The sequence below is a fragment of the Streptomyces sp. AC512_CC834 genome, from assembly GCF_019049325.1.
In the GTDB taxonomy this organism is placed as follows: Bacteria; Actinomycetota; Actinomycetes; order Streptomycetales; family Streptomycetaceae; genus Streptomyces.
In genome coordinates, this window is record NZ_JAGMUO010000027.1 from 47,717 (window position 1) to 67,217 (window position 19,501).

General features: G+C 72.2%; 17 protein-coding genes and 1 pseudogene. 13 read left to right on the forward strand and 5 right to left on the reverse strand.

All coding sequences use genetic code 11. From position 1 onward, the window contains the following. Positions 1–43: 43 nt before the first annotated feature. Positions 44–628, reverse strand: coding sequence for a nuclear transport factor 2 family protein (locus tag KUM40_RS10685; protein WP_217165502.1), 585 nt, complete (start codon positions 626–628; stop codon positions 44–46). Between the two features lie 75 nt (positions 629–703). On the opposite strand from KUM40_RS10685, the gene KUM40_RS10690 reads away from it, so the two are divergent. Continuing rightward, positions 704–1,615: a LysR substrate-binding domain-containing protein gene (locus KUM40_RS10690; protein WP_217165504.1), complete on the forward strand. Its 912-nt coding sequence runs from the start codon at positions 704–706 to the stop codon at positions 1,613–1,615. 83 nt (positions 1,616–1,698) lie between these two features. Here KUM40_RS10690 and KUM40_RS10695 read toward each other — a convergent pair whose 3' ends face one another. Continuing rightward, positions 1,699–2,313, reverse strand: coding sequence for a TetR/AcrR family transcriptional regulator (locus tag KUM40_RS10695; RefSeq protein WP_217165506.1), 615 nt, complete (start codon positions 2,311–2,313; stop codon positions 1,699–1,701). 149 nt (positions 2,314–2,462) lie between these two features. Between KUM40_RS10695 and KUM40_RS10700 the strand changes: the two genes are divergently transcribed. Continuing rightward, on the forward strand, positions 2,463–3,317 hold the full coding sequence (locus KUM40_RS10700) for an NAD(P)H-binding protein (RefSeq protein ID WP_217165538.1): 855 nt from the start codon (positions 2,463–2,465) through the stop codon (positions 3,315–3,317). Between the two features lie 40 nt (positions 3,318–3,357). On the opposite strand, the gene KUM40_RS10705 is transcribed toward KUM40_RS10700, so the two are convergent. Then, a complete protein-coding gene (locus KUM40_RS10705; protein WP_217165508.1) occupies positions 3,358–3,558 on the reverse strand; it encodes a hypothetical protein in 201 nt (66 codons plus the stop codon). 179 nt (positions 3,559–3,737) lie between these two features. On the opposite strand from KUM40_RS10705, the gene KUM40_RS10710 reads away from it, so the two are divergent. Together KUM40_RS10710 and KUM40_RS10715 are read left to right on the forward strand one after the other, a co-directional pair. Beyond that, complete coding sequence (locus KUM40_RS10710; RefSeq protein WP_217165510.1) at positions 3,738–4,988, forward strand: histidine kinase; 1,251 nt, start codon at positions 3,738–3,740, stop codon at positions 4,986–4,988. A 76-nt stretch (positions 4,989–5,064) separates the two neighbouring features. Beyond that, entirely contained in the window at positions 5,065–5,793 is a 729-nt protein-coding gene (locus KUM40_RS10715; protein WP_217165512.1) for a response regulator transcription factor, read from the forward strand. Between the two features lie 17 nt (positions 5,794–5,810). Here the strand turns inward: KUM40_RS10715 and KUM40_RS10720 are convergent, their stop codons facing one another. Beyond that, on the reverse strand, positions 5,811–6,833 hold the full coding sequence (locus KUM40_RS10720) for a Gfo/Idh/MocA family oxidoreductase (RefSeq protein ID WP_217165514.1): 1,023 nt from the start codon (positions 6,831–6,833) through the stop codon (positions 5,811–5,813). A 129-nt stretch (positions 6,834–6,962) separates the two neighbouring features. Between KUM40_RS10720 and KUM40_RS10725 the strand changes: the two genes are divergently transcribed. The 9 genes from KUM40_RS10725 to KUM40_RS10765 all read left to right on the forward strand — a co-directional run bounded on the left by KUM40_RS10725 (position 6,963) and on the right by KUM40_RS10765 (position 19,041). After that, complete coding sequence (locus KUM40_RS10725) at positions 6,963–7,700, forward strand: myo-inositol degradation transcriptional regulator (protein WP_217165540.1); 738 nt, start codon at positions 6,963–6,965, stop codon at positions 7,698–7,700. Between the two features lie 228 nt (positions 7,701–7,928). Continuing rightward, positions 7,929–8,933 (forward strand): sugar ABC transporter substrate-binding protein, encoded by a 1,005-nt coding sequence (locus KUM40_RS10730; RefSeq protein ID WP_217165516.1) that lies wholly within the window; start codon positions 7,929–7,931, stop codon positions 8,931–8,933. Beyond that, positions 8,930–10,000, forward strand: a complete 1,071-nt coding sequence (locus tag KUM40_RS10735; RefSeq protein ID WP_217165518.1) for an ABC transporter permease — start codon at positions 8,930–8,932, stop codon at positions 9,998–10,000. The genes KUM40_RS10730 and KUM40_RS10735 overlap by 4 nt, the downstream gene beginning before the upstream one ends. Continuing rightward, complete coding sequence (locus KUM40_RS10740; RefSeq protein ID WP_217165520.1) at positions 9,997–10,791, forward strand: ATP-binding cassette domain-containing protein; 795 nt, start codon at positions 9,997–9,999, stop codon at positions 10,789–10,791. Before KUM40_RS10735 ends, KUM40_RS10740 begins: the two co-directional genes overlap by 4 nt. A gap of 138 nt (positions 10,792–10,929) precedes the next feature. Next, a complete protein-coding gene (locus KUM40_RS10745) occupies positions 10,930–12,078 on the forward strand; it encodes an ROK family glucokinase (protein WP_217165523.1) in 1,149 nt (382 codons plus the stop codon). Then, a complete protein-coding gene (locus KUM40_RS10750) occupies positions 12,075–12,656 on the forward strand; it encodes a sugar kinase (RefSeq protein ID WP_217165525.1) in 582 nt (193 codons plus the stop codon). Before KUM40_RS10745 ends, KUM40_RS10750 begins: the two co-directional genes overlap by 4 nt. Positions 12,657–12,795: 139 nt before the next feature. Next, positions 12,796–16,131, forward strand: coding sequence for a DEAD/DEAH box helicase (locus tag KUM40_RS10755; protein WP_254394902.1), 3,336 nt, complete (start codon positions 12,796–12,798; stop codon positions 16,129–16,131). After that, positions 16,128–18,542 (forward strand): SWIM zinc finger family protein, encoded by a 2,415-nt coding sequence (locus KUM40_RS41205; protein WP_254394903.1) that lies wholly within the window; start codon positions 16,128–16,130, stop codon positions 18,540–18,542. The genes KUM40_RS10755 and KUM40_RS41205 overlap by 4 nt, the downstream gene beginning before the upstream one ends. A gap of 175 nt (positions 18,543–18,717) precedes the next feature. Next, on the forward strand, positions 18,718–19,041 hold the full coding sequence (locus tag KUM40_RS10765) for a hypothetical protein (protein ID WP_254394904.1): 324 nt from the start codon (positions 18,718–18,720) through the stop codon (positions 19,039–19,041). Between the two features lie 21 nt (positions 19,042–19,062). Here KUM40_RS10765 and KUM40_RS10770 read toward each other — a convergent pair. After that, a pseudogene (locus KUM40_RS10770) lies at positions 19,063–19,404 on the reverse strand (transposase); the annotation flags it as partial. Between the last annotated feature and the right edge of the window lie 97 nt (positions 19,405–19,501).

Here is a 19,501-nt window from a genome sequence, read left to right on the forward strand (position 1 = left end):
GTGAATACGAGAATACGGGGGGCGGCGCAGAGGGCCGACGCGGTTACAGGCCCTTCAACCAGTCGAACGCGGACTGCTTGATGCCCTCCTCCAGTGCACTGCCCTTGGTGGCGAAGGTGCGTGCCACGGGGAAGTCGCTGAGCCCCAGCAGGTAGGCCAGGGCCGCGTACTCGCGCGGGTGCTCGGCCATCGCCGCGTGGTCGACGTCCACCGGGGCGGTAGGGAAGGTGAGGCAGGCGAAGTCGTAGACGCTCTTGCGGTCCAGGAGCCGCCAGGTGCCGTCCCGGCGCTCCAGCCTGTCGATGAATCGGCCGTGGCCGTTGCAGCCCAGGCCGAGGCTGATGTTCTCGCCGATGATGGAGGTGTTGGTCTCGCTGACGGCGCGGCTGCCGTCTTCCGAGAAGGCTATGAGCGGCGCCGTAATCAGGTGCTTGGTGCGCAGATCGGAGGCGCCCATGCGGGCGGAGGCGTCGACGAAGTCGTACGCCCTTCCTTCGAACCAGGTGATCTCGATCCTGGCGTCCGGGTGGAACAGATCCCGCAGCCGGTCCCACTGGCCGAGGTCTCGGTGGATCCAGCCGGTCATCAGATCGGCGATGTCCTGACGGTCGTGCAGTGTTGTTGTCACACCACCCATCCTGTGCTTGACGAAGTGATCGTTCCAATGGATGAATACGATGGATCAATCGCTTTTACTGAAAGGGTGGAGCTGGTGGAGCTGCGTCATCTGCGCTACTTCGTGGCCGTCGCCGAAGAGCGGCACTTCGGCCGCGCGGCCGACCGGCTGCACGTCACGCAGTCCACCCTCAGCACCCAGGTGCAGGCCCTGGAACGCGAAGCCGGGGGTCCCCTCCTGCGCCGGACCAGTCGACGCGTGGAACTCACCGAGGCAGGGGAGCTCCTGCTCACCCACGGCCGCTTCACACTCGCCCAGGCCGAACACAGCCTGCACGTCGCCCGCCAGTCGATCCAGGGCAAGACAGGCGTGGTGCGGATCGGCTTCTCGGGAGTCGCCGTCCTGCAGGGGCAGCTGACCGCGGACATGCGCGACTTCCACCACGCCCACCCCGCCACAGAGATCACCCTGACCGAACTTCCTCCCGCCGCCCAGGTCACGGCCGTACGCGAAGGCACACTCGACATCGGCTACGGCCCACGCCTGGGCCTCGGCGACACCGACGGTCTCGCTCTGCGGCGGCGCGCCGCCACCCCGTTGTCCGTCGCTCTGCGACGCGACCACGAACTGGCCAGAACGCACCCACTGTCGGCCGCGGAGCTGGCTCGCTGGGACCTCGTGATCTATGCGACCCAGCAGGAAGAGGGACAGGTACTCGCCCAACTCGGGCCAGACGTCGACCGGCCCCGCTCCAGAGTCCACCGGGCCGGCGGAACCCTGGCCGCCCTCGCGTTCGCCGCCGCCGGCGTGGGTGTTGCAGTGGTTCCCGCCGCCACGGCGCGCGTCGACCTGCCCGACCTCACCTACCGCCCCCTCGACGAGAGCATCTCCGGTCCGGACCTGCTGACCATCAGCAGAGCCGACGAGCTGTCGGGACCCGTCAGAGCCTTCCTCGACCAGCGCTGGGAGACCGAGCCCGAGCCGGCTCCGGAGACCTGAGAGGCCCGGCCCGTTGAACAGCCGCCGGGGCAACGACCCGAACGCCTCGGCAACGAGATCACCCGACGTAGATCATCCATCCGTCATCGTCCGCCGGAAGCGGACGGGCGCCCGCGTATTCCGTCCAGGAGGTAAGTGGTGCGGCGGTCGTAGTCGTCCCGGGGAGGCCGCTTGCCGTGCTTGAGGGCGAGGGCGTTGTCGACGACGAGTGCGTGGAGGTCGCCCGCCGTGAACTCCGGCCGCAGTGCGCCGGAGGCTCGCGCCGCCGCGATGAGTTCGTCGTTTGCCTCGCTCCCGGCCCGGCAGATGTCCATGAGCTGTTCCGAGTGCGGATATGTCTGCAGTAGGACGTCGTTGACGGCGGGCTGGCAGTACTGGAGGTCCCGGATCGCGGTGAGGTAGTAGGTGATCCGCTCGCCGATGTCATCGATGGTCCGGGTGTGGTCGATGACGGCGAGCAGCTCCGTCGCGACGACCTCTTCGATGACGGCCTCGATGAGGCCGATCCGCCCGCCGAACCGGTTGAAGATCGTGGCCTTGCTCACCCCTGCCGCTTTGGCGACCTCCTCCAGCGGGACCGTCAGGCCCCGCCCCTGGAAGGCGCCGATCGCGGCGGCGCGGATCTGCTCGGAATTGCGCCTGGCGTCGGCGCGCAGCCGGGATTCCGAAGGCACCGCACCGGCCAAGGACCTCACCATCTCTCGCTGTCGCCCAGCGGCGTAATTTGACTCCCCTGGTCAGCTTACCTACGGTCGTCGGCAGAAGTGAAGCTGACCAGCATGGTCAACTTGTGATTCCGCCCACCTCCAGGACGGACACGGTGGGCACACGGGAAGAGGCCAAGCACATGATCGTTGTCACCGGCGCCACCGGTGGGCTGGGCGGCGCCACCGTCGAGCACCTCCTCGAGCGCATGCCCGCCGACCAGATCGGGGTCAGCGTCCGCGACGCCACCAAGGCGCGGCACTTCACCGACCGCGGCGTGCGCGTGCGGCAGGGCTCCTACGAGGATCCGGCCGCGCTGCGCGACTCCTTCGCCGACGCCGAGCAGGTCCTTCTGGTGTCCGGCAACGACCCGGCCGCCGACATGGCCGGCCTGCACCGCAATGCCGTCGAAGCCGCCGTCGAGGCCGGCGCCCGGCGGATCCTCTACACCAGTCAGCACGCCGCCGTCCCCGGCAACCCGTACCGGCCGTCGGACATCCACACCGCCACCGAGGCGATCCTCGCCGAGTCCGGTGTCGCCTGGACCGCGCTGCGCAACGGTGCCTACGGCCCACTCGACCAGGTGCTCGGCCCGTGGCAGCAGACCGGAGAGATCGCCCAACCGGCAGACGGCCCCACCCCCTACACCGACCGTGACGACGTTGCCGAGGCCACGGCGGCCCTCCTCGCCAGGGGCCATTCCCTCGACGGCGCCGTCACCCTCACCGCACCAACTGCCGTCACTTTCGACGATCTCGCCAAGATCGCCTCAGAGCTCACCGGCCGCACCGTCAAGCGCATCGTGGTCGACGACGAACAGTGGGTTGCCGACCAGATCGCGATCGGTGTCCCGGAGCAGGCGGCCCGACTCATGCTCACCTGGTACCAGGCCGCCCGCGCCGGTTACTTCGCCGAGGCCGGCCCTCTGCTGGCCGAACTCCTCGGCCGCGAGCCCCGCACCGCCGCTGACCGGCTCGCAGCCCACCTCGCCACCTGAAACCTCTCCTCGATCGCTTGATCGTTGATCTGCGGTTCTCTCACCCGGGTTTGCGGCTCTCGGCGGCGGCGAACAGTGCCCCGCCGAGAGCCAGCAGCGCGCCGCTCGCGTACAGCTCGTAGCCGTCGAGGAAACCGATCCGTTGCACCAGGCCCCAGTTCCAGTCGGTGAACTCGTGCACCAGGCCCATCGCGCCCTGGATCACGGCCATCAGGCCCAGGAACTCCAGCAATTCCTTCATGGCACCGACTCTCGCCCCGCGGTACCCCCGCACACATCGGCCGCGGGGCGAGTCCTGCCCGACGGAAGGCGTCGTCGCACGGGCCCCGGCGTGCCGAAAGTCGCCGGTCGCCCGACTTTGGTCGGCGATCCCCCTCGCAGGGGCGTCCGGGCCACCACCACTGCATAGATTTGTCGACTGTGAACAGTGACAAGCAGGCCACGGTGGACCCGGCCTTCGCGAAGCGGCGCTGGGTACTGCCGGCGGCGCTGGTCGAGGACCTGTACCCACAGCCGCGGCGGCCCGGCGGCCGGACCCGGCGCACCGCACGCGACTGGATCGTCGACTTCGCCTGCTTCCTGTTCGCGGTCGGCATCGGGCTGCTGTCCGCCGACGGGCTGGACAAGGAACCGGACCTCTCACCCGCCATGGCCGTCGCCGACCAGCTGATCGGCGCCCTGGCCTGCGCCGCCGTCTGGCTCCGGCGGCGGTGGCCGGTCGGTCTCGCCGTGGCGATGCTGCCCGTCTCCCTGGTCTCGGCCACCGCGGGCGGTGCCGTCCTCGCCGCCCTGTTCACGCTCGCCGTGCACCGGCCCTTCCGGTACGTGGCCTGGATCGGCGGCGCGAGTCTCGCCGTGATGCCCCTGTACTACTGGATGCGCCCGGAACCCGACCTGCCCTTCCTGGCGTCCCTCTTCATCGCCTTCCTGCTCGCCGTCACGGTGCTCGGCTGGGGCCTGCTCGTCCGCTCCAAGCGTCAGCTCCTGCTCAGCCTGCGTGACCGCGCCCGGCACGCCGAGGCCGAGGCGCGGCTGCGGGCCGAGCAGGCGCAGCGGCTGGCCCGGGAGGCCATCGCCCGCGAGATGCACGACGTCCTCGCGCACCGGCTGACGCTGCTCAGCGTGCACGCGGGTGCCCTGGAGTTCCGGCCGGACGCGCCCCGCGAGGACGTGGCGCGGGCGGCCGGGGTCATCCGCGAGAGCGCGCACGAGGCCCTCCAGGACCTGCGGGAGATCATCGGCGTACTGCGGGCCGGGGAGTCCGACGACGGGGGCCGCCCCCAGCCGACCCTCGCGGCGCTCGACGCGCTGGTCGCCGAGTCCCGTGCGGCCGGCATGAAGGTCGCCCTCGCGGGCCGCGTCACCGACCCCGGCTCGGTCCCCGCCTCCGTCGGCCGCACCGCCTACCGCATCGCCCAGGAGGCGCTGACCAACGCCCGCAAGCACGCCCCCGGCACCGAGGTCACCGTCTCGGTCACCGGAGCGCCGGGCGACGGGCTCGCCATGTCGGTGCGCAACGCCCCGCCCGAGGGCGAGGTGCCGCACGTACCCGGATCCGGGCAGGGCCTGATCGGGCTGAGCGAGCGGGCCACGCTCGCGGGCGGCACCCTGGAACACGGCCCCACACCCGGGGGCGGCTTCGAGGTACGGGCACGGCTGCCGTGGGGGTGAGGCGGCGACCGGTGGCCGGGCCGCCGTCACCACGGGGGCGAAGTCGGTTCCCGGCGACCGTGATTACGTATGCCCCATGACTGCGATCAGACTGCTCCTCGTCGACGACGACCCGCTGGTGCGGGCCGGGTTGTCCCTGATGCTGGGCGGCGCCGGCGACGTGGAGATCGTCGGCGAGGCCGCCGACGGCGACGAGGTCGAGGCGCTCGTCGACCGCACCCGACCGGACGTCGTCCTCATGGACATCCGGATGCCGGTGGTGGACGGCCTGACGGCGACCGAGCGGCTGCGGGACCGCGCGGACGCCCCGCAGATCATCGTGCTCACCACCTTCCACGCGGACGAACAGGTGCTGCGGGCCCTGCGCGCCGGTGCCGCCGGGTTCGTCCTCAAGGACACCCCGCCCGCGGAGATCCTCGACGCGGTGCGCAGGGTCGCGGCCGGCGACCCCGTCCTGTCGCCCGCCGTGACCCGGCGGCTGATGGAGCACGCGGCCGGTGGCGCCGCCGACACGCGCCGCACACGCGCGCGGGAGCGCATCGCCGCCCTCAACGACCGCGAACGGGAGGTCGCCGTCGCGGTCGGCCGGGGCATGGCCAACGCCGCCATCGCGGGGGAGCTGTACATGAGCGTCGCCACCGTCAAGACGCACGTCTCCCGCGTCCTGGCCAAGCTCGACCTCGGCAACCGGGTCCAGATCGCCTTGCTGGCGTACGACGCGGGACTCCTGGAGGAGCACCAGAGGGAGGGCCGGGAGGAGGGCCGGGAGGAGGGCCGGGAGGAGGGCCGGGAGGGCCGGCAGTAGTCGGTGGGCGCGTAGGTTCACCCAGCCATGGGGGCCGTGGCTCCCGGTACCTCCGTCAGTCGTACGGGCCTGCGCTCGCGGCGGGAGATGTCACAGGCCTCGGCGATCCGCAGGGCCTGCAGCGCCTCGCGCCCGTCGCAGGGGTTGGCCCGCTCGCCGCGCACCACCTCCACGAACTCGGCCAGCTCCGCCTCGTAGGCGGACCCGAAGCGCTCGACGAAGCCGGTCCACGGCTTGTCCGCGGCCGGAGGGCCGGTCGGCTCGGTCGACGCGATCGGCGTACGGTCGTCCAGGCCGACCACGATCTGGTCCAGCTCCCCGGCCAGCTCCATGCGGACGTCGTATCCGGCCCCGTTCAGCCGCGTCGCGGTCGCCGTGGCGAGCGTGCCGTCGTCCAGGGTGAGCAGGACGGCGCCCGTGTCCACGTCGTCCGCCGCCCGGAACATCGGCGGTCCGGCGTCGGATCCTGCGGCGTACACGTCGACGACCTCCCGCCCGGTCACCCAACGCAGGACGTCGAAGTCATGGATGAGCGTGTCCCGGTAGAGCCCGCCGGACTGCGGCAGGTACTCGGCCGGCGGGGGCGTCTGGTCGCTGGTCACCGCCCGGACGGTGTGCAGCCGGCCGAGCCGCCCGGACCGTACCGCCTCCCGGGCGCCCGTGTAGCCGGTGTCGAAGCGGCGCTGGAAGCCCATCTGGAGGATCGTCCCGGCCGCCTCCACCTCGGCGATCGCCTGGAGCGTGCCGGGCAGGTCCAGTGCGATGGGCTTCTCGCAGAACACCGGTAAACCCGAGCGTGCCGCCCGGCCGATCAGTTCGGCGTGGGCCGGCGTCGCGGTGGTGATCACCACCGCGTCCACGCCCCAGTGGAAGATCTCGTCGACCCCCGGTGCCGCCGTCTCACCCAGCCGATGGGCCAGGTCCTGGGCCCGTGCGAGGTCCGCGTCCGTGAAGATCAGGGATCCGACGTCGCGATGGCGGCTGAGCGTGTTGGCGTGAACGGTGCCGATGCGGCCCGTTCCGATGATCCCGATGCGCATGGAATCAAAGTGGGCTCACAGCCCGCACCCTGTCAATGCGTATGTCCGGACAATCGAACTGCGCAACTTCCCGTCACCTGCGCACGGAGCTACGCTCGGCCCGTGCCGAAACCAGAAGTGGACCCGACCGTGTCGCTGCACCTCAGCGTGGATCGCAGCAGCCCCGTGCCGCTGTACTTCCAGCTGTCGCAGCAGCTGGAGGCGGCGATCGAGCACGGCGCGCTGACCCCCGGCAGCCTGCTGGGCAACGAGATCGAGCTGGCCGCGCGGCTCGGTCTGTCCCGGCCCACCGTCCGCCAGGCCATCCAGTCGCTCGTGGACAAGGGCCTGCTCGTGCGCCGCCGCGGCGTCGGCACCCAGGTCGTGCACAGCAAGGTCAGGCGCCCGCTGGAACTCAGCAGCCTCTACGACGATCTGGAGGCCGCGGGACAGCGCCCGGCCACGAAGGTCCTGGTCAACACCGTCGTCCCGGCGACCGCCGAGGTCGCCGCCGCGCTCGGCGTCGCCGAGGAGAGCGACGTGCACCGCATCGAGCGGCTGCGGCTGACGCACGGGGAGCCGATGGCGTACCTGTGCAACTACCTGCCGCCCGGCCTCCTCGACCTGGACACCGGCCAGCTCGAGGCCACCGGCCTCTACCGGCTGATGCGCGCCGCCGGGATCACCCTGCACAGCGCCCGTCAGTCCATCGGCGCCCGCGCCGCCACCCCCGGTGAGGCCGAGCGGCTCGGCGAGGACGAGGGCGCCCCGCTGCTCACCATGGAGCGCACGACGTTCGACGACACGGGACGCTCGGTCGAGTTCGGCACCCACACCTACCGGCCGTCCCGCTACTCCTTCGAGTTCCAGCTGCTCGTGCGGCCCTGACCGGCTCCGTCCGGTGGCCGCCCCCGTCGTGCGGGTTCGTCGCAATGTCCGGACAATGTGACCGTCGTCCGGTCCCCGGAGGCATGCGCTCCGCTTGTGTGTCGGACAATGGGGCGTTTGGGGTTTCCAGAACCCGGCCGGGCCGTCGGCGAACGCCCGGCACGCACAGCACAGCACGCACAGCACGCACAGCACGGCACAGCAGGACAGCAAGAAGGGCACGGCCTCGTGGCACGGTTTCGGACATGGGTGGGCATCGCGCTGGCAGGGGCGCTGACGGTGTCCCTGGCCGGGTGCAGCAGCACCGGCGGCAAGCGCGCCGAGGACGCCCGCAAGGCCGCGTCGGCCGGGGGGAAGGCGGCGGTGAACACCCCCCGCTGGACCTTCGCGATGATCACCCACTCGGGCGACGGCGACACCTTCTGGGACATCGTCCAGAGCGGCGCGGAGCAGGCCGCGGTCAAGGACAACATCAACTTCGTGTACTCCCACGACGACGAGGCACAGCAGCAGGCCCAGCTCGTGAACGCGGCCATCGACAAGAAGGTCGACGGGATCATCGTCACGCTCGCCAAGCCCGCCGCGATGAAGTCCGCCCTAGCCCGTGCGCGCAAGGCGGGCATCCCGGTGATCACGGTGAATTCCGGGTCCGAGGAGTCCAAGGAGTTCGGCGCCCTCACCCACGTGGGCCAGGACGAGAACATCGCGGGCGAGGCCGTCGGCGAGGAGCTGAACGAGCGGGGCCGCGAGAAGGCGATCTGCGTGCTCCACGAGCAGGGCAACGTCGGCCACGAGCAGCGCTGCGACGGCGTGGAGAAGACCTTCGACGGCAAGGTCCAGCGGCTCTACGTCAACGGCACCAGCATGCCGGACGTGCAGTCCGCCATCGAGGCCAAGCTCCAGACCGACACGTCCCTCGACGCCGTGGTCACCCTCGGCGCCCCCTACGCGGACACCGCCGTGAAGGCCAAGCAGAGCGCGGGCAGCAAGGCCGAGATCGACACCTTCGACCTCAACGCCAAGGTGGTCGCCGGGCTGGAGGACGGCACCCTCGGCTTCGCCGTCGATCAGCAGCCCTACCTCCAGGGGTACGAGGCCGTAGACCTGCTGTGGCTGTACAAGTACAACGCCGACGTCCTCGGCGGCGGCCGGCCGGTGCTCACCGGGCCGCAGATCATCACCAAGGACGACGCCGCCGCGCTGGCCGACTACACGGACCGGGGCACGCGATGAACGCCACCCGGGTGAAGGAGGCCGGCGAGAAGGGGGATGACGAGAAGGGAGATGACGAAAGGATTCGGCAGACCTCCCCGCTGCGGAAACTCCTCGGCCGCCCCGAGCTGGGCTCCGTAGTCGGCGCGGTCGCCGTCTTCGTCTTCTTCGCGTTCTTCGCAGACAGCTTCCTGCGCGCCGCCAGCCTCAGCACGGTGCTCTACGCCGCCTCCACGATCGGCATCATGGCCGTCCCGGTGGCGCTGCTGATGATCGGCGGGGAGTTCGACCTGTCCGCGGGCGTCATGGTCACCTCGTCGGCCCTGGTGTCGTCGATGTTCAGCTACCAGATGACCGCCAACGTCTGGGTCGGTGTCGGCGTCTCCCTGCTGGTCACCCTGGCGATCGGCGTCTTCAACGGCTTCATGCTCACCCGCACCGGGCTCCCCAGCTTCATCATCACGCTCGGCACGTTCCTCATGCTGACCGGCCTGAACCTCGGCTTCACCAAGCTGATCGACGGCACCGTCTCCACCAAGTCGATCGACGACATGGAGGGCTTCCCCTCCGCCCACGACGTCTTCGCCTCCACGATCACCATCGGCGGCGTCGGCTTCAAGGTCACCATCCTGTGGTGGCTCGCCCTGGTCGCCGTCGCCAGCTGGATCCTGCTGCGCACCCGCGCCGGCAACTGGATCTTCGCGGTCGGCGGCAACAAGGACGCCGCCCGCGCGGTCGGCGTCCCGGTCACCAGGACCAAGATCGGCCTCTATATGGGCGTGGCCTTCGGCGCCTGGATCTCGGGCCAGCACCTGCTCTTCTCCTACGACGTCGTCCAGTCCGGCGAGGGCGTCGGCAACGAGCTGATCTACATCATCGCGGCCGTCATCGGCGGCTGCCTGATCACCGGCGGCTACGGCAGCGCCGTCGGCTCGGCGGTCGGCGCGTTCATCTTCGGCATGACCAGCAAGGGCATCGTCTTCGCCGAGTGGAACCCCGACTGGTTCAAGTTCTTCCTCGGAGCGATGCTGCTCCTCGCGACCCTGCTCAACGCCTGGGTCCGCAAGCGCGCGGAGGCCACCAAGTGACGCACACCCCAGCACGTGAGGCGCTCGTCGAGCTGTCCGACGTCAGCAAGAACTACGGCCACGTACGCGCCCTCGAAGGCGTGTCCCTGGAGGTCCACGCCGGCGAGATCACCTGCGTGCTCGGCGACAACGGCGCCGGCAAGTCCACCCTCATCAAGATCATCGCCGGGCTGCACCAGCACGACGGCGGCACCCTCGCCCTCGACGGCGAGGAGACCCGTCTGTCCTCGCCGCGCGAGGCCCTGGACCGCGGCATCGCCACCGTCTACCAGGACCTGGCCGTCGTCCCCCTCATGCCGGTCTGGCGCAACTTCTTCCTCGGCTCCGAACCCCGCAAGGGCGTCGCCCCGTTCAAGCGCATGGACGTCGGCCACATGCGCCGCACCACCCACGCGGAACTCCTCCGCATGGGTATCGACCTGCGCGACGTCGACCAGCCCATCGGCACCCTCTCCGGCGGCGAACGCCAGTGCGTGGCGATCGCCCGCGCGGTCTACTTCGGCGCGAAGGTCCTGGTCCTCGACGAACCGACGGCGGCGCTGGGCGTGAAGCAGTCGGGTGTGGTCCTCAAATACGTGGCGGCGGCACGCGACCAGGGCCTGGGTGTTGTTCTGATCACCCACAACCCCCACCACGCGTACATGGTGGGGGACAGGTTCGTCCTGCTGAAGCGCGGCACGATGGTGGGCAACCACGAGCGCGAGGACATCACCCTGGACGAGCTGACGACGCAGATGGCCGGTGGCACGGAGCTGGACGATCTACGCCATGAACTGCAACGCCCCTCATAGGGCGCGGGGCCGTGTCGATTTGCGGCTCCGCCGCGTGGGCGCGACCAGCCACAACGCACCCGCACCCGGCAACGAACCGTTCCACCCGCCCCCTGCCCATTCGGCACCCGGCGCAAGCGTGCGGCACAATCGCACCCGATGAGCACCTACCGCGACTTCACCGCCCCCATCGGATCCCGCCGCGCCCCGGTCCTGCGCACCGTGGGCACGAGGGAACGCCGCTCGCACCTCACGGCACCCCGCGTGCCCACGGTCGGCATCGACATCGGCGGTACGAAAGTCATGGCGGGCGTCGTCGACGCCGACGGCAACATCCTGGAGAAGCTCCGCACGGAGACCCCGGACAAGTCCAAGAGCCCGAAGGTCGTCGAGGACACGATCGTCGAACTGGTCCTGGACCTCTCCGACCGGCACGACGTGCACGCCGTCGGCATCGGCGCGGCCGGCTGGGTCGACGCCGACCGCAATCGCGTGCTGTTCGCCCCCCACCTGTCCTGGCGCAACGAACCGCTGCGCGACCGCATCGCCGGCCGCCTCGCGGTCCCCGTCCTGGTGGACAACGACGCGAACACCGCCGCCTGGGCGGAGTGGCGCTTCGGCGCCGGCCGCGGCGAGGACCACCTCGTCATGATCACGCTCGGTACCGGCATCGGCGGCGCGATCCTGGAGGACGGCCAGGTCAAGCGCGGCAAGTACGGCGTCGCCGGTGAGTTCGGGCACATGCAGGTCGTCCCCGGCGGCCACCGCTGCCCGTGCGGCAACCGCGGCTGCTGGGAGCAGTACAGCTCCGGGAACGCCCTGGTCAGGGAGGCCCGCGAGCTGGCCGTAGCCGACTCGCCGGTGGCGTACGGGATCATCGAGCACGTCAAGGGCAGCATCGGCGACATCACCGGCCCGATGATCACCGAGCTGGCCCGCGACGGCGACGCCATGTGCATCGAGTTGCTCCAGGACATCGGGCAGTGGCTGGGCGTCGGCATCGCCAACCTCGCCGCGGCCCTCGACCCGTCCTGCTTCGTGATCGGCGGCGGGGTCAGCGCCGCCGACGACCTGCTGATCGGCCCCGCGCGCGACGCCTTCAAACGCCAGCTGACCGGCCGCGGCTACCGCCCCGAGGCCCGCATCGTCCGCGCCCAGCTCGGTCCCGAGGCGGGCATGGTGGGCGCCGCCGACCTGTCCCGGCTGGTCGCCCGCCGGTTCCGCCGGGCCAAGCGGCGCCGGGTCGAGCGGTACGAGCGGTACGAGCGGTACGCCGAAGCCCGCCGCACCTCCGGGGAGTCGCTGTGACGGAAAACCTGCCCCACCAGGCCGGAGGCCCGCAGGATCCCGGCCGCCCGGCGGAGGGCCGCCGGCACATGATCCGCCGCCGTACGCTCACCCTGCTGACCATCGTCCTGCTCATCGGCATCCCGGCCGGCTACCTCGCGATCTCCGCCAGCCAGAGCCGCGACAGCGGCAGGGACAAGGAGGCGAAGTACGCGGCGACCGGCATGACCGAGGGCTGGCCGTCCAAGCTGCAGCGCCGCATCTACGAGCTGCCCGTCCCGGTCCCGTCCGACGAGGTCGCGTACTACGAGACGAACAACTGGAAGACCAGCCGTCTCTACGTCCAGTTCGAGACCACCAACGCCGGACTCGACGTCTTCCTGGCGGGGCTGGGCGTGGACCGGGACACGCTGAAGAAGGACAAGATCGCGATCAGCGACCGCGCCCAGCGGGTCACCGGCTGGGAGTTCGGCGGCTCCGGTTCCTGGTGGGGCGTCGTCAACGAGAAGGAGAACCCGGCGCCGACCCAGGACGTCGTCGTGAACATGGACAACCCGGACTACCCGATGGTGTACGTCGTCTCGCACACCGTTCCGTAGCCTGCGACGGGCCGCGTTCCCGGATCTCGCGCGTGCACCGGCCGCCGGGTCCCGGAAGGGGCTCGGAGCCGATTGTCAGTCCCCGCCCGTAAAGTCGAAGACAGTTGATCCGGCGGACGGGCGGGAGGTGACAGGACGTATGAGCGACAGGGCCGTGGCGGACACGTGGGCCGCCGGACGGGCGGGGGAGCGGCCGGAGGCGAGCAGGGCTGAGGCGACGAGCAGGCCCGAGGGGACGAGCAGGGCCGAGGGTACGGACAGGCCTGGGGGTACGGACAGGCCCGAGGGGGCGCCGGAGTCCGTCCCGGTCCGGCTGGCGGCCGTCTTCGTGCCCGCACCACTCCCGCGCGAGGGACGGATCGTCTTCTGGGACCCCGAGGACGGGCCCGTCACCACCGCTTTGGCCGCGAACGGGGGCGGTGCCGCGTCGGTTTCCGGGGGAGGGGCTGCCGGTCCGCTTTCCGGGGCCGGGCCCGCGGCCGCGTCGGGCGCCGCCGTGCTTCCCACGGACGCGTCCGTCACCTCGGTGCCGCGCGGGGACGCGTCCGACACCGCCGTGCTCCCCGAGGGCGGGTCCGGCACCTCGGTGCTCCCCGGGGACGGGTCTGCCTCCGTGCCTGGTCGGGCGTCCGGAGGTGCCGTCGGGACGGTTCCCGAGGGCGCGTCCGCCGACGCCGTGTTTTCCGGCGGCGGGTCTGTCGGCGCCTCTCCCGGGGACGATGCGGTCGCCGCCGGAGCGGCTCGCGCGGACGGAGCCCGGTCGGCCGGCCTCACGGAACTGACCGTCGTGCGGCGGCACGGCACCGGTGTGCGACGCAAAACGACACCCGCGCTGTCGCTGCCGCTCGGCGAGGCGCTGCCTCTCCTGGTGCGCGCCCGGCACGACCCGGCCGCCCACCCGGCCACCGCCTGCTGGGGTGCGGCGGCCCTGCACGCCCTGCGGCTCACCGCGCGCGGCCGGCTGCTGCCCGGCCTGACCGCGACCGGGCACGACGCCTGGCGGGCCGGCCCCCTCGACCCCGACGACATCGCCCACCTGCGTGCCGTGGCCGCCGCCCTGCCCCCGGAGGGCCACGCGGTCCCGCTGGACGGTCCCGGCCCGATCCGGCTGCCCGAGCCGGAAGCGCTGCTCCGCGCCTTCCTGGACGCCGTCGCCGACACGCTGCCCCGCACCCCCGCCGCGCCGCACGCCTCGGGCCGGCCGTTCGCCGCACGCGGCGCCCAGCGCCTGCCCGACGCCCACGACTGGGCGGCGGAGGTCGCCGCCGGCATGGACGCGGGCGTGCGCGTCTCGCTCCGCCTGGACCTGTCGGCGTACGACCTGTTCGACGGGGACGACGACGCCCCGGCCGGAGGGGGTGCGGGCGTGCGCAACGCGGGCGCGGCCGTCGTCCAGGTGCACAGCCTCGCCGACCCCACCCTCGTGGCCGACGCGGCGGACCTGTGGTCGGGGGCGGCCGACGCGGCCTTCGGTGCCCGCGCACGCGTGGACGCCGCACTGGCGCTGCGCCGCGCCGCGCGGGTCTGGCCGCCACTGGACCGGCTCACCGAGCAGGACGTGCCCGACGTCCTCGGCCTGTCCGAGGAGGAGGTCACCGACCTGCTGGGCGTGGCCGCCGGCCGGCTCGCCGCCGCCGGAGTCGCCGTGCACTGGCCCCGCGACCTGGCCCAGGACCTCACCGCGACCGCGGTGGTCAGGACCGCGCCCGGTTCGGCGACCGACGGCACCGGCTTCTTCGAGAGCGCGGACCTCCTCCAGTTCCGCTGGCAGTTGGCGATCGGCGGGGACCCGCTCACCGAAACCGAGATGGACGCCCTGGCGGAGGCCCACCGCCCCGTCGTCCGCCTCCGTGACCAGTGGGTACTGGTCGATCCCGCACTCGTCCGCCGTGCCCGCAAGCGCGACCTGGGCCTGCTCGACCCGATCGACGCCCTCTCCGTCGCCCTCACCGGCAGCGCGGAGGCCGACGGCGAGACGGTCGACGTGGTGCCGGCCGGCGCGCTGGCCGCCCTGCGCGACCGCCTCACGGCGGGGGTGCGCCCCGCCGAACCGCCGCCCGGCCTGCACGCCACCCTCCGCGACTACCAACTGCGCGGCCTCGCCTGGCTCGACCTCATGACCTCGCTCGGCCTCGGCGGCTGCCTCGCCGACGACATGGGCCTCGGCAAGACGGTCACCCTCATCGCCCTGCACCTCCAGCGGGCCCGCACCGAACCGACCCTCGTCGTCTGCCCGGCCTCGCTCCTGGGCAACTGGCAGCGGGAGATCAACCGGTTCGCGCCCGGCGTCCCGGTCCGCCGCTTCCACGGCCCCGACCGCACCCTCGACGACCTGACCGGCGGCTTCGTCCTCACCACGTACGGCACGATGCGGTCCGCCGCCACGACACTGGCCGAACAGCCCTGGGGCATGGTCGCCGCGGACGAGGCCCAGCACGTGAAGAATCCCTACTCGGCGACGGCGAAGGCCCTGCGCACGATTCCGTCCCCCGCGCGCGTGGCACTGACCGGCACCCCCGTGGAGAACAACCTCTCCGAGCTGTGGGCGCTGCTCGACTGGACCACCCCCGGGCTCCTCGGCCCCCTGAAGTCCTTCCGCGCCCGGCACGCCCGCTCGGTGGAGAACGGCGAGGACGAGGAGGTGGTGCAGCGCCTCGCCCGGCTGATCCGCCCCTTCCTGCTGCGCCGCAGGAAGTCCGACCCGGGCATCGTCCCGGAACTGCCGCCGAAGACCGAGACGGACCACCCCGTCCCGCTCACCCGCGAACAGGCCGCGCTGTACGAGGCGGTGGTGCGCGAGTCGATGCTCGTCATCGAGTCGGCCGAGGGCATCGGCCGCCGGGGGCTCGTCCTCAAGCTCCTCACCTCGCTCAAGCAGATCTGCGACCACCCCGCGTTGTTCCTGAAGGAGGAACACCCGCCGGGCGGCGCCGACCGGATGACCGCCCGCTCGGGCAAACTCGCCCTGCTGGACGAGCTGTTGGACACGCTGCTCGCGGAGGACGGCTCGGCACTCGTCTTCACGCAGTACGTCGGCATGGCCCGCCTCATCACCTCCCACCTGTCCGCCCGCGCGATCCCGGTCGAACTGCTGCACGGCGGTACACCGGTGCCGGAGCGCGAGCGCATGGTGGACCGCTTCCAGAGCGGGGCGACCCCCGTGCTCGTCCTGTCCCTGAAGGCCGCCGGCACCGGCCTGAACCTGACCCGCGCCGGCCACGTCGTGCACTTCGACCGCTGGTGGAACCCGGCCGTGGAGGAACAGGCCACCGACCGCGCCTACCGCATCGGCCAGACCCAGCCGGTCCAGGTCCACCGGCTCATCACCGAGGGCACGGTCGAGGACCGCATCGCCGAGATGCTCCAGTCGAAGCGGGCGCTGGCCGACGCGATCCTCGGCTCCGGAGAGTCGGCCCTCACCGAGCTGACGTCCCGCGAGCTGTCCGACCTCGTGTCCCTGCGGAGGCCGTCATGACCCCCCGCCCCGCCGACGAGGCCCGCCGCGCCCTGCGGGAGGCCCGCGGGCGCGGCGAGGGAGCGTCCGACGGCACCGCCGACCCGGATACAGAGGCGGAGCGCATCGATGCCGACGCTGATGCCGCCGAGGCCGACACCACGGTCCGTGAGCCGGTGCGGGAGCAGGGCCCGGACCGCTCCCCGCGTCCCGGGGACCTCGCACGTCAGGCACTGCGCAGCACGCGGAGCGCCCAGCGACACGGGGAGACGGAAGCCGGCGCCGACAGCGCGACGGGAGAGGGCAAGGCTCCGGCGGACCTGCCGGACCCGTCGGGCCGGGCCGCAGAGATGACTCGACCCACGGCGTCGACCCCTCCGACGCCGGCTCCTGACGAAACCGACGACCCGGGCGCCCCGGACCGCCCCGCCCCCGCGGACGAGGGTGACAGCCGACCGGCGGACGTGGCGCGCGAGGCGTTGCGGGCCGCGCGTCGCCGGGCGAGGGCGGACACAGCGGCCGGGGAAGGGGCAGGCGTACGACGGCGGCCCGGCACGGCCCGTCACCCGCAGGGCATCGCAGGCTCGCGCACCGCCGACGCCCGCGCCCGCGCCGTACGGGACTTCGCCGCGGACGCGTTCCGGCTGCCCCCGGAGGCGGACCCCGCCGGGGAGACCCTGCCCCTGGAAGGGGTCGCGGACGGATCCTCAACCGAGAGCCAGTTGCCCGCCCACTCGCAGCCACACCCGCTGCCAGGTTCGGGCCTGTCGCCTGGCTCGGGCCAGCCGCCTGGCTCGGATCTGTCGCCCGGTTCGGACCTGTCGCCCGGTTCGGGCCCGCCGCCTGGCTCGGGCCTGTCGCCCGGTTCGGGCCCGTCTCCCGGCTCGGACCCCGCCACCGCGTCCACTCCCGGGTCCCAGCACGTCGCGCACACGGTGGGCGGCGAAGCGCCGGCGCCCGGCGCCGCCGAGCCGTCGTGGCCGTCCATGTCGTCGTACGAGCCCGCGGCTCGACGACAGCCGCCGGAGCCGCCGGGACCGCCGGGACCGCCGGGACCGCCGGAGGCTCCCCGCGCGGCGCCGGAGTGGGCGGTCCCGCGCCCGGTGGCGCAGGGCCGGGCGGCCGTTTCTCCGCCACCCGCGAAACCTCGCACCCCGCGCTCGATGGCGGCCCCGGACCGCGACGGCGAGCATCGCCGTACCTTCCCCGCCCTCCCGCCCCGGCCGCCGGGCGAGGGCTTCGCCGGGACCTGGTGGGGGAACGCGTGGGTGACCGCCCTGGAGGAGGGTGCCCTGGATGCCGCGCGGCTGGAGCGCGGGCGCGGGTATGCCGAGCGGGGGCACGTCGACGCCATCACCGTGACGCCCGGCCTGGTCCTCGCCTACGTACAGGGCAGCCGCGCCCGGCCGTACCGCGTGCAGGTGCGGCTGCGGACGCTCGACGACGCCGACTGGGAGCGGTTCCTGGACGCCGCAGTCGAACGGCCCGGGCACATCGCCGCCCTCCTCGACAAGGAGCTGCCCCACTCCCTGGCCGACCTGGCCGACTGCGGTGTCCCGCTGCTCCCCGGCCCCGGCGACCTCACCCCGCAGTGCAGTTGCCCCGACTCCGGGCACCCCTGCAAGCACGCCGCCGCCCTCTGCTACCAGACGGCGCGCCTGCTCGACGCCGACCCCTTCGTCCTGCTCCTGCTGCGCGGCCGGGGCGAGCGCGAGCTGCTCGACGCCCTGTCCCGGCTGAACGCGGCCCGCGCGGCCCGTGCCGCCCAGGACCGGGGACCGGCGTCCCTGCCCGGCGTACGGGCGGCGGAGGCCCTGACACGGCGCACCCTGCCGTTCCTCCCGGCGCCGCTGCCCGCGCCCCCGCATCCCGAGCAGCCTCCCGCCTACCCGGCCGCACCGGGCGGCCCCGACCCCTTCGCGCTGGACCAGCTTGCCACCGACGCGGCCGCCCGCGCCCACGCCCTGCTCACCACGGGCCGTGACCCGGTCGGCGGTCTGACGCTGTGGCAGGACGCCGTCCGCCTCGCCGCGGCGCGCCCCGGCTCGGGCCTCACCGCCAGCACCCGGGCGCTCTACGCGTCCCTCGCCTCGGCCGCCGGCCGAGACACCGCGGAGCTGGCCCGCGCCGTGGCCGCCTGGCGGCAGGGCGGACCGGACGGCCTCGACGTCCTCGAGGAGCCCTGGGACCCGCCCGCCGGCCGTTTCGACCGCGCCCGCCCGCTGCTGCTCGCCGCCGACCTCCCCGCCTTCCGCCCCTGGCGCAACCGCCTCACCCACCCCCGGGGCCACGTTCAGCTCAGGCTCGGCCGGGCGGGCCTCTGGTACGCTTACGAGTCGGAGCCCGGCCGCGAGGACTGGTGGCCGCGCGGCACGCCCGACCAAGACCCGGTCGGCGCGCTCACGGGCCTGGGCGGCCCCGACGACATCTGACCGGTCGCGCCTAGAGCCTGTCTCCTTGCTGGAGAAGCTGCACAACTGACCCGAAAGCCTGGGGCCCGAAGCCTGCTCCGCTACGGTCAAATGCGTGTCCTGGCCATCTGTGATCATCCTTGTCCCTGCGGAGCGACGTCCGTTGCTTGAGGGGCGAATCCGTGCTTTCGACCTCGTGCTGGATCCTGTGACGGGGGACGACAGGCTGCACCGGCACGGGTACTCGTACTACATCGACCTCTCGGGCGGGATCCTGGCGGACTACGAGCGTGAAGAGCTGGACCAGGTGATGGCCCAGATCGGCGAACCCTACGCGGTCTACGTGTCATGCCAGTCCATGGACGCGGCCCGGGTCTTGCTCCGCGATGTCCTCCGTGGTCTGGACGGTCTTGTCGACACCAACCATTACGAGATCCTTCAGGCGAACGAGTTCCTCACGCTGCTGGACCGTTATGCCGGATGGGACTGGCGCCGCCAACCAAGCACGGACCTCACGTAGTCCGGCTTACGCAGCGCACTGTCATCTGCGGGACCAGATCAGAATGGCAGCGAGGTGCAAGGCGGCCCGACAGGCGACTGCGAGCTTGTCTGTGCGCATTGCGAGGCCGCGCCACTGCTTGAGTCGGGCGATGCACCGCTCGACAGCATTGCGCTCCTTGTATGTCTCGGCGTCGAAGCCGGGCGGACGCCCTCCGGCGCGGCCTCGCCTCAGACGGTGGCCGATCTGGTCCGCGGGCTGTGGGATAACGGCACGGACGCCGCGTCGACGCAGATGCCCACGGATCGCGCGGGAAGAGTACGCGCGATCCGCAAGGACGGTCACAGGTCGAGTTCGTGGCCTGCCGAGTCCCCTCCGCGGAATGTCGGCGTCGCTTGAACCGTGACCCTCTGACGGCGGATCAAAACTGACTCACTTCGTGGCATCCATACGAACCTGATCTTGAGTGGAGATCGGGAGG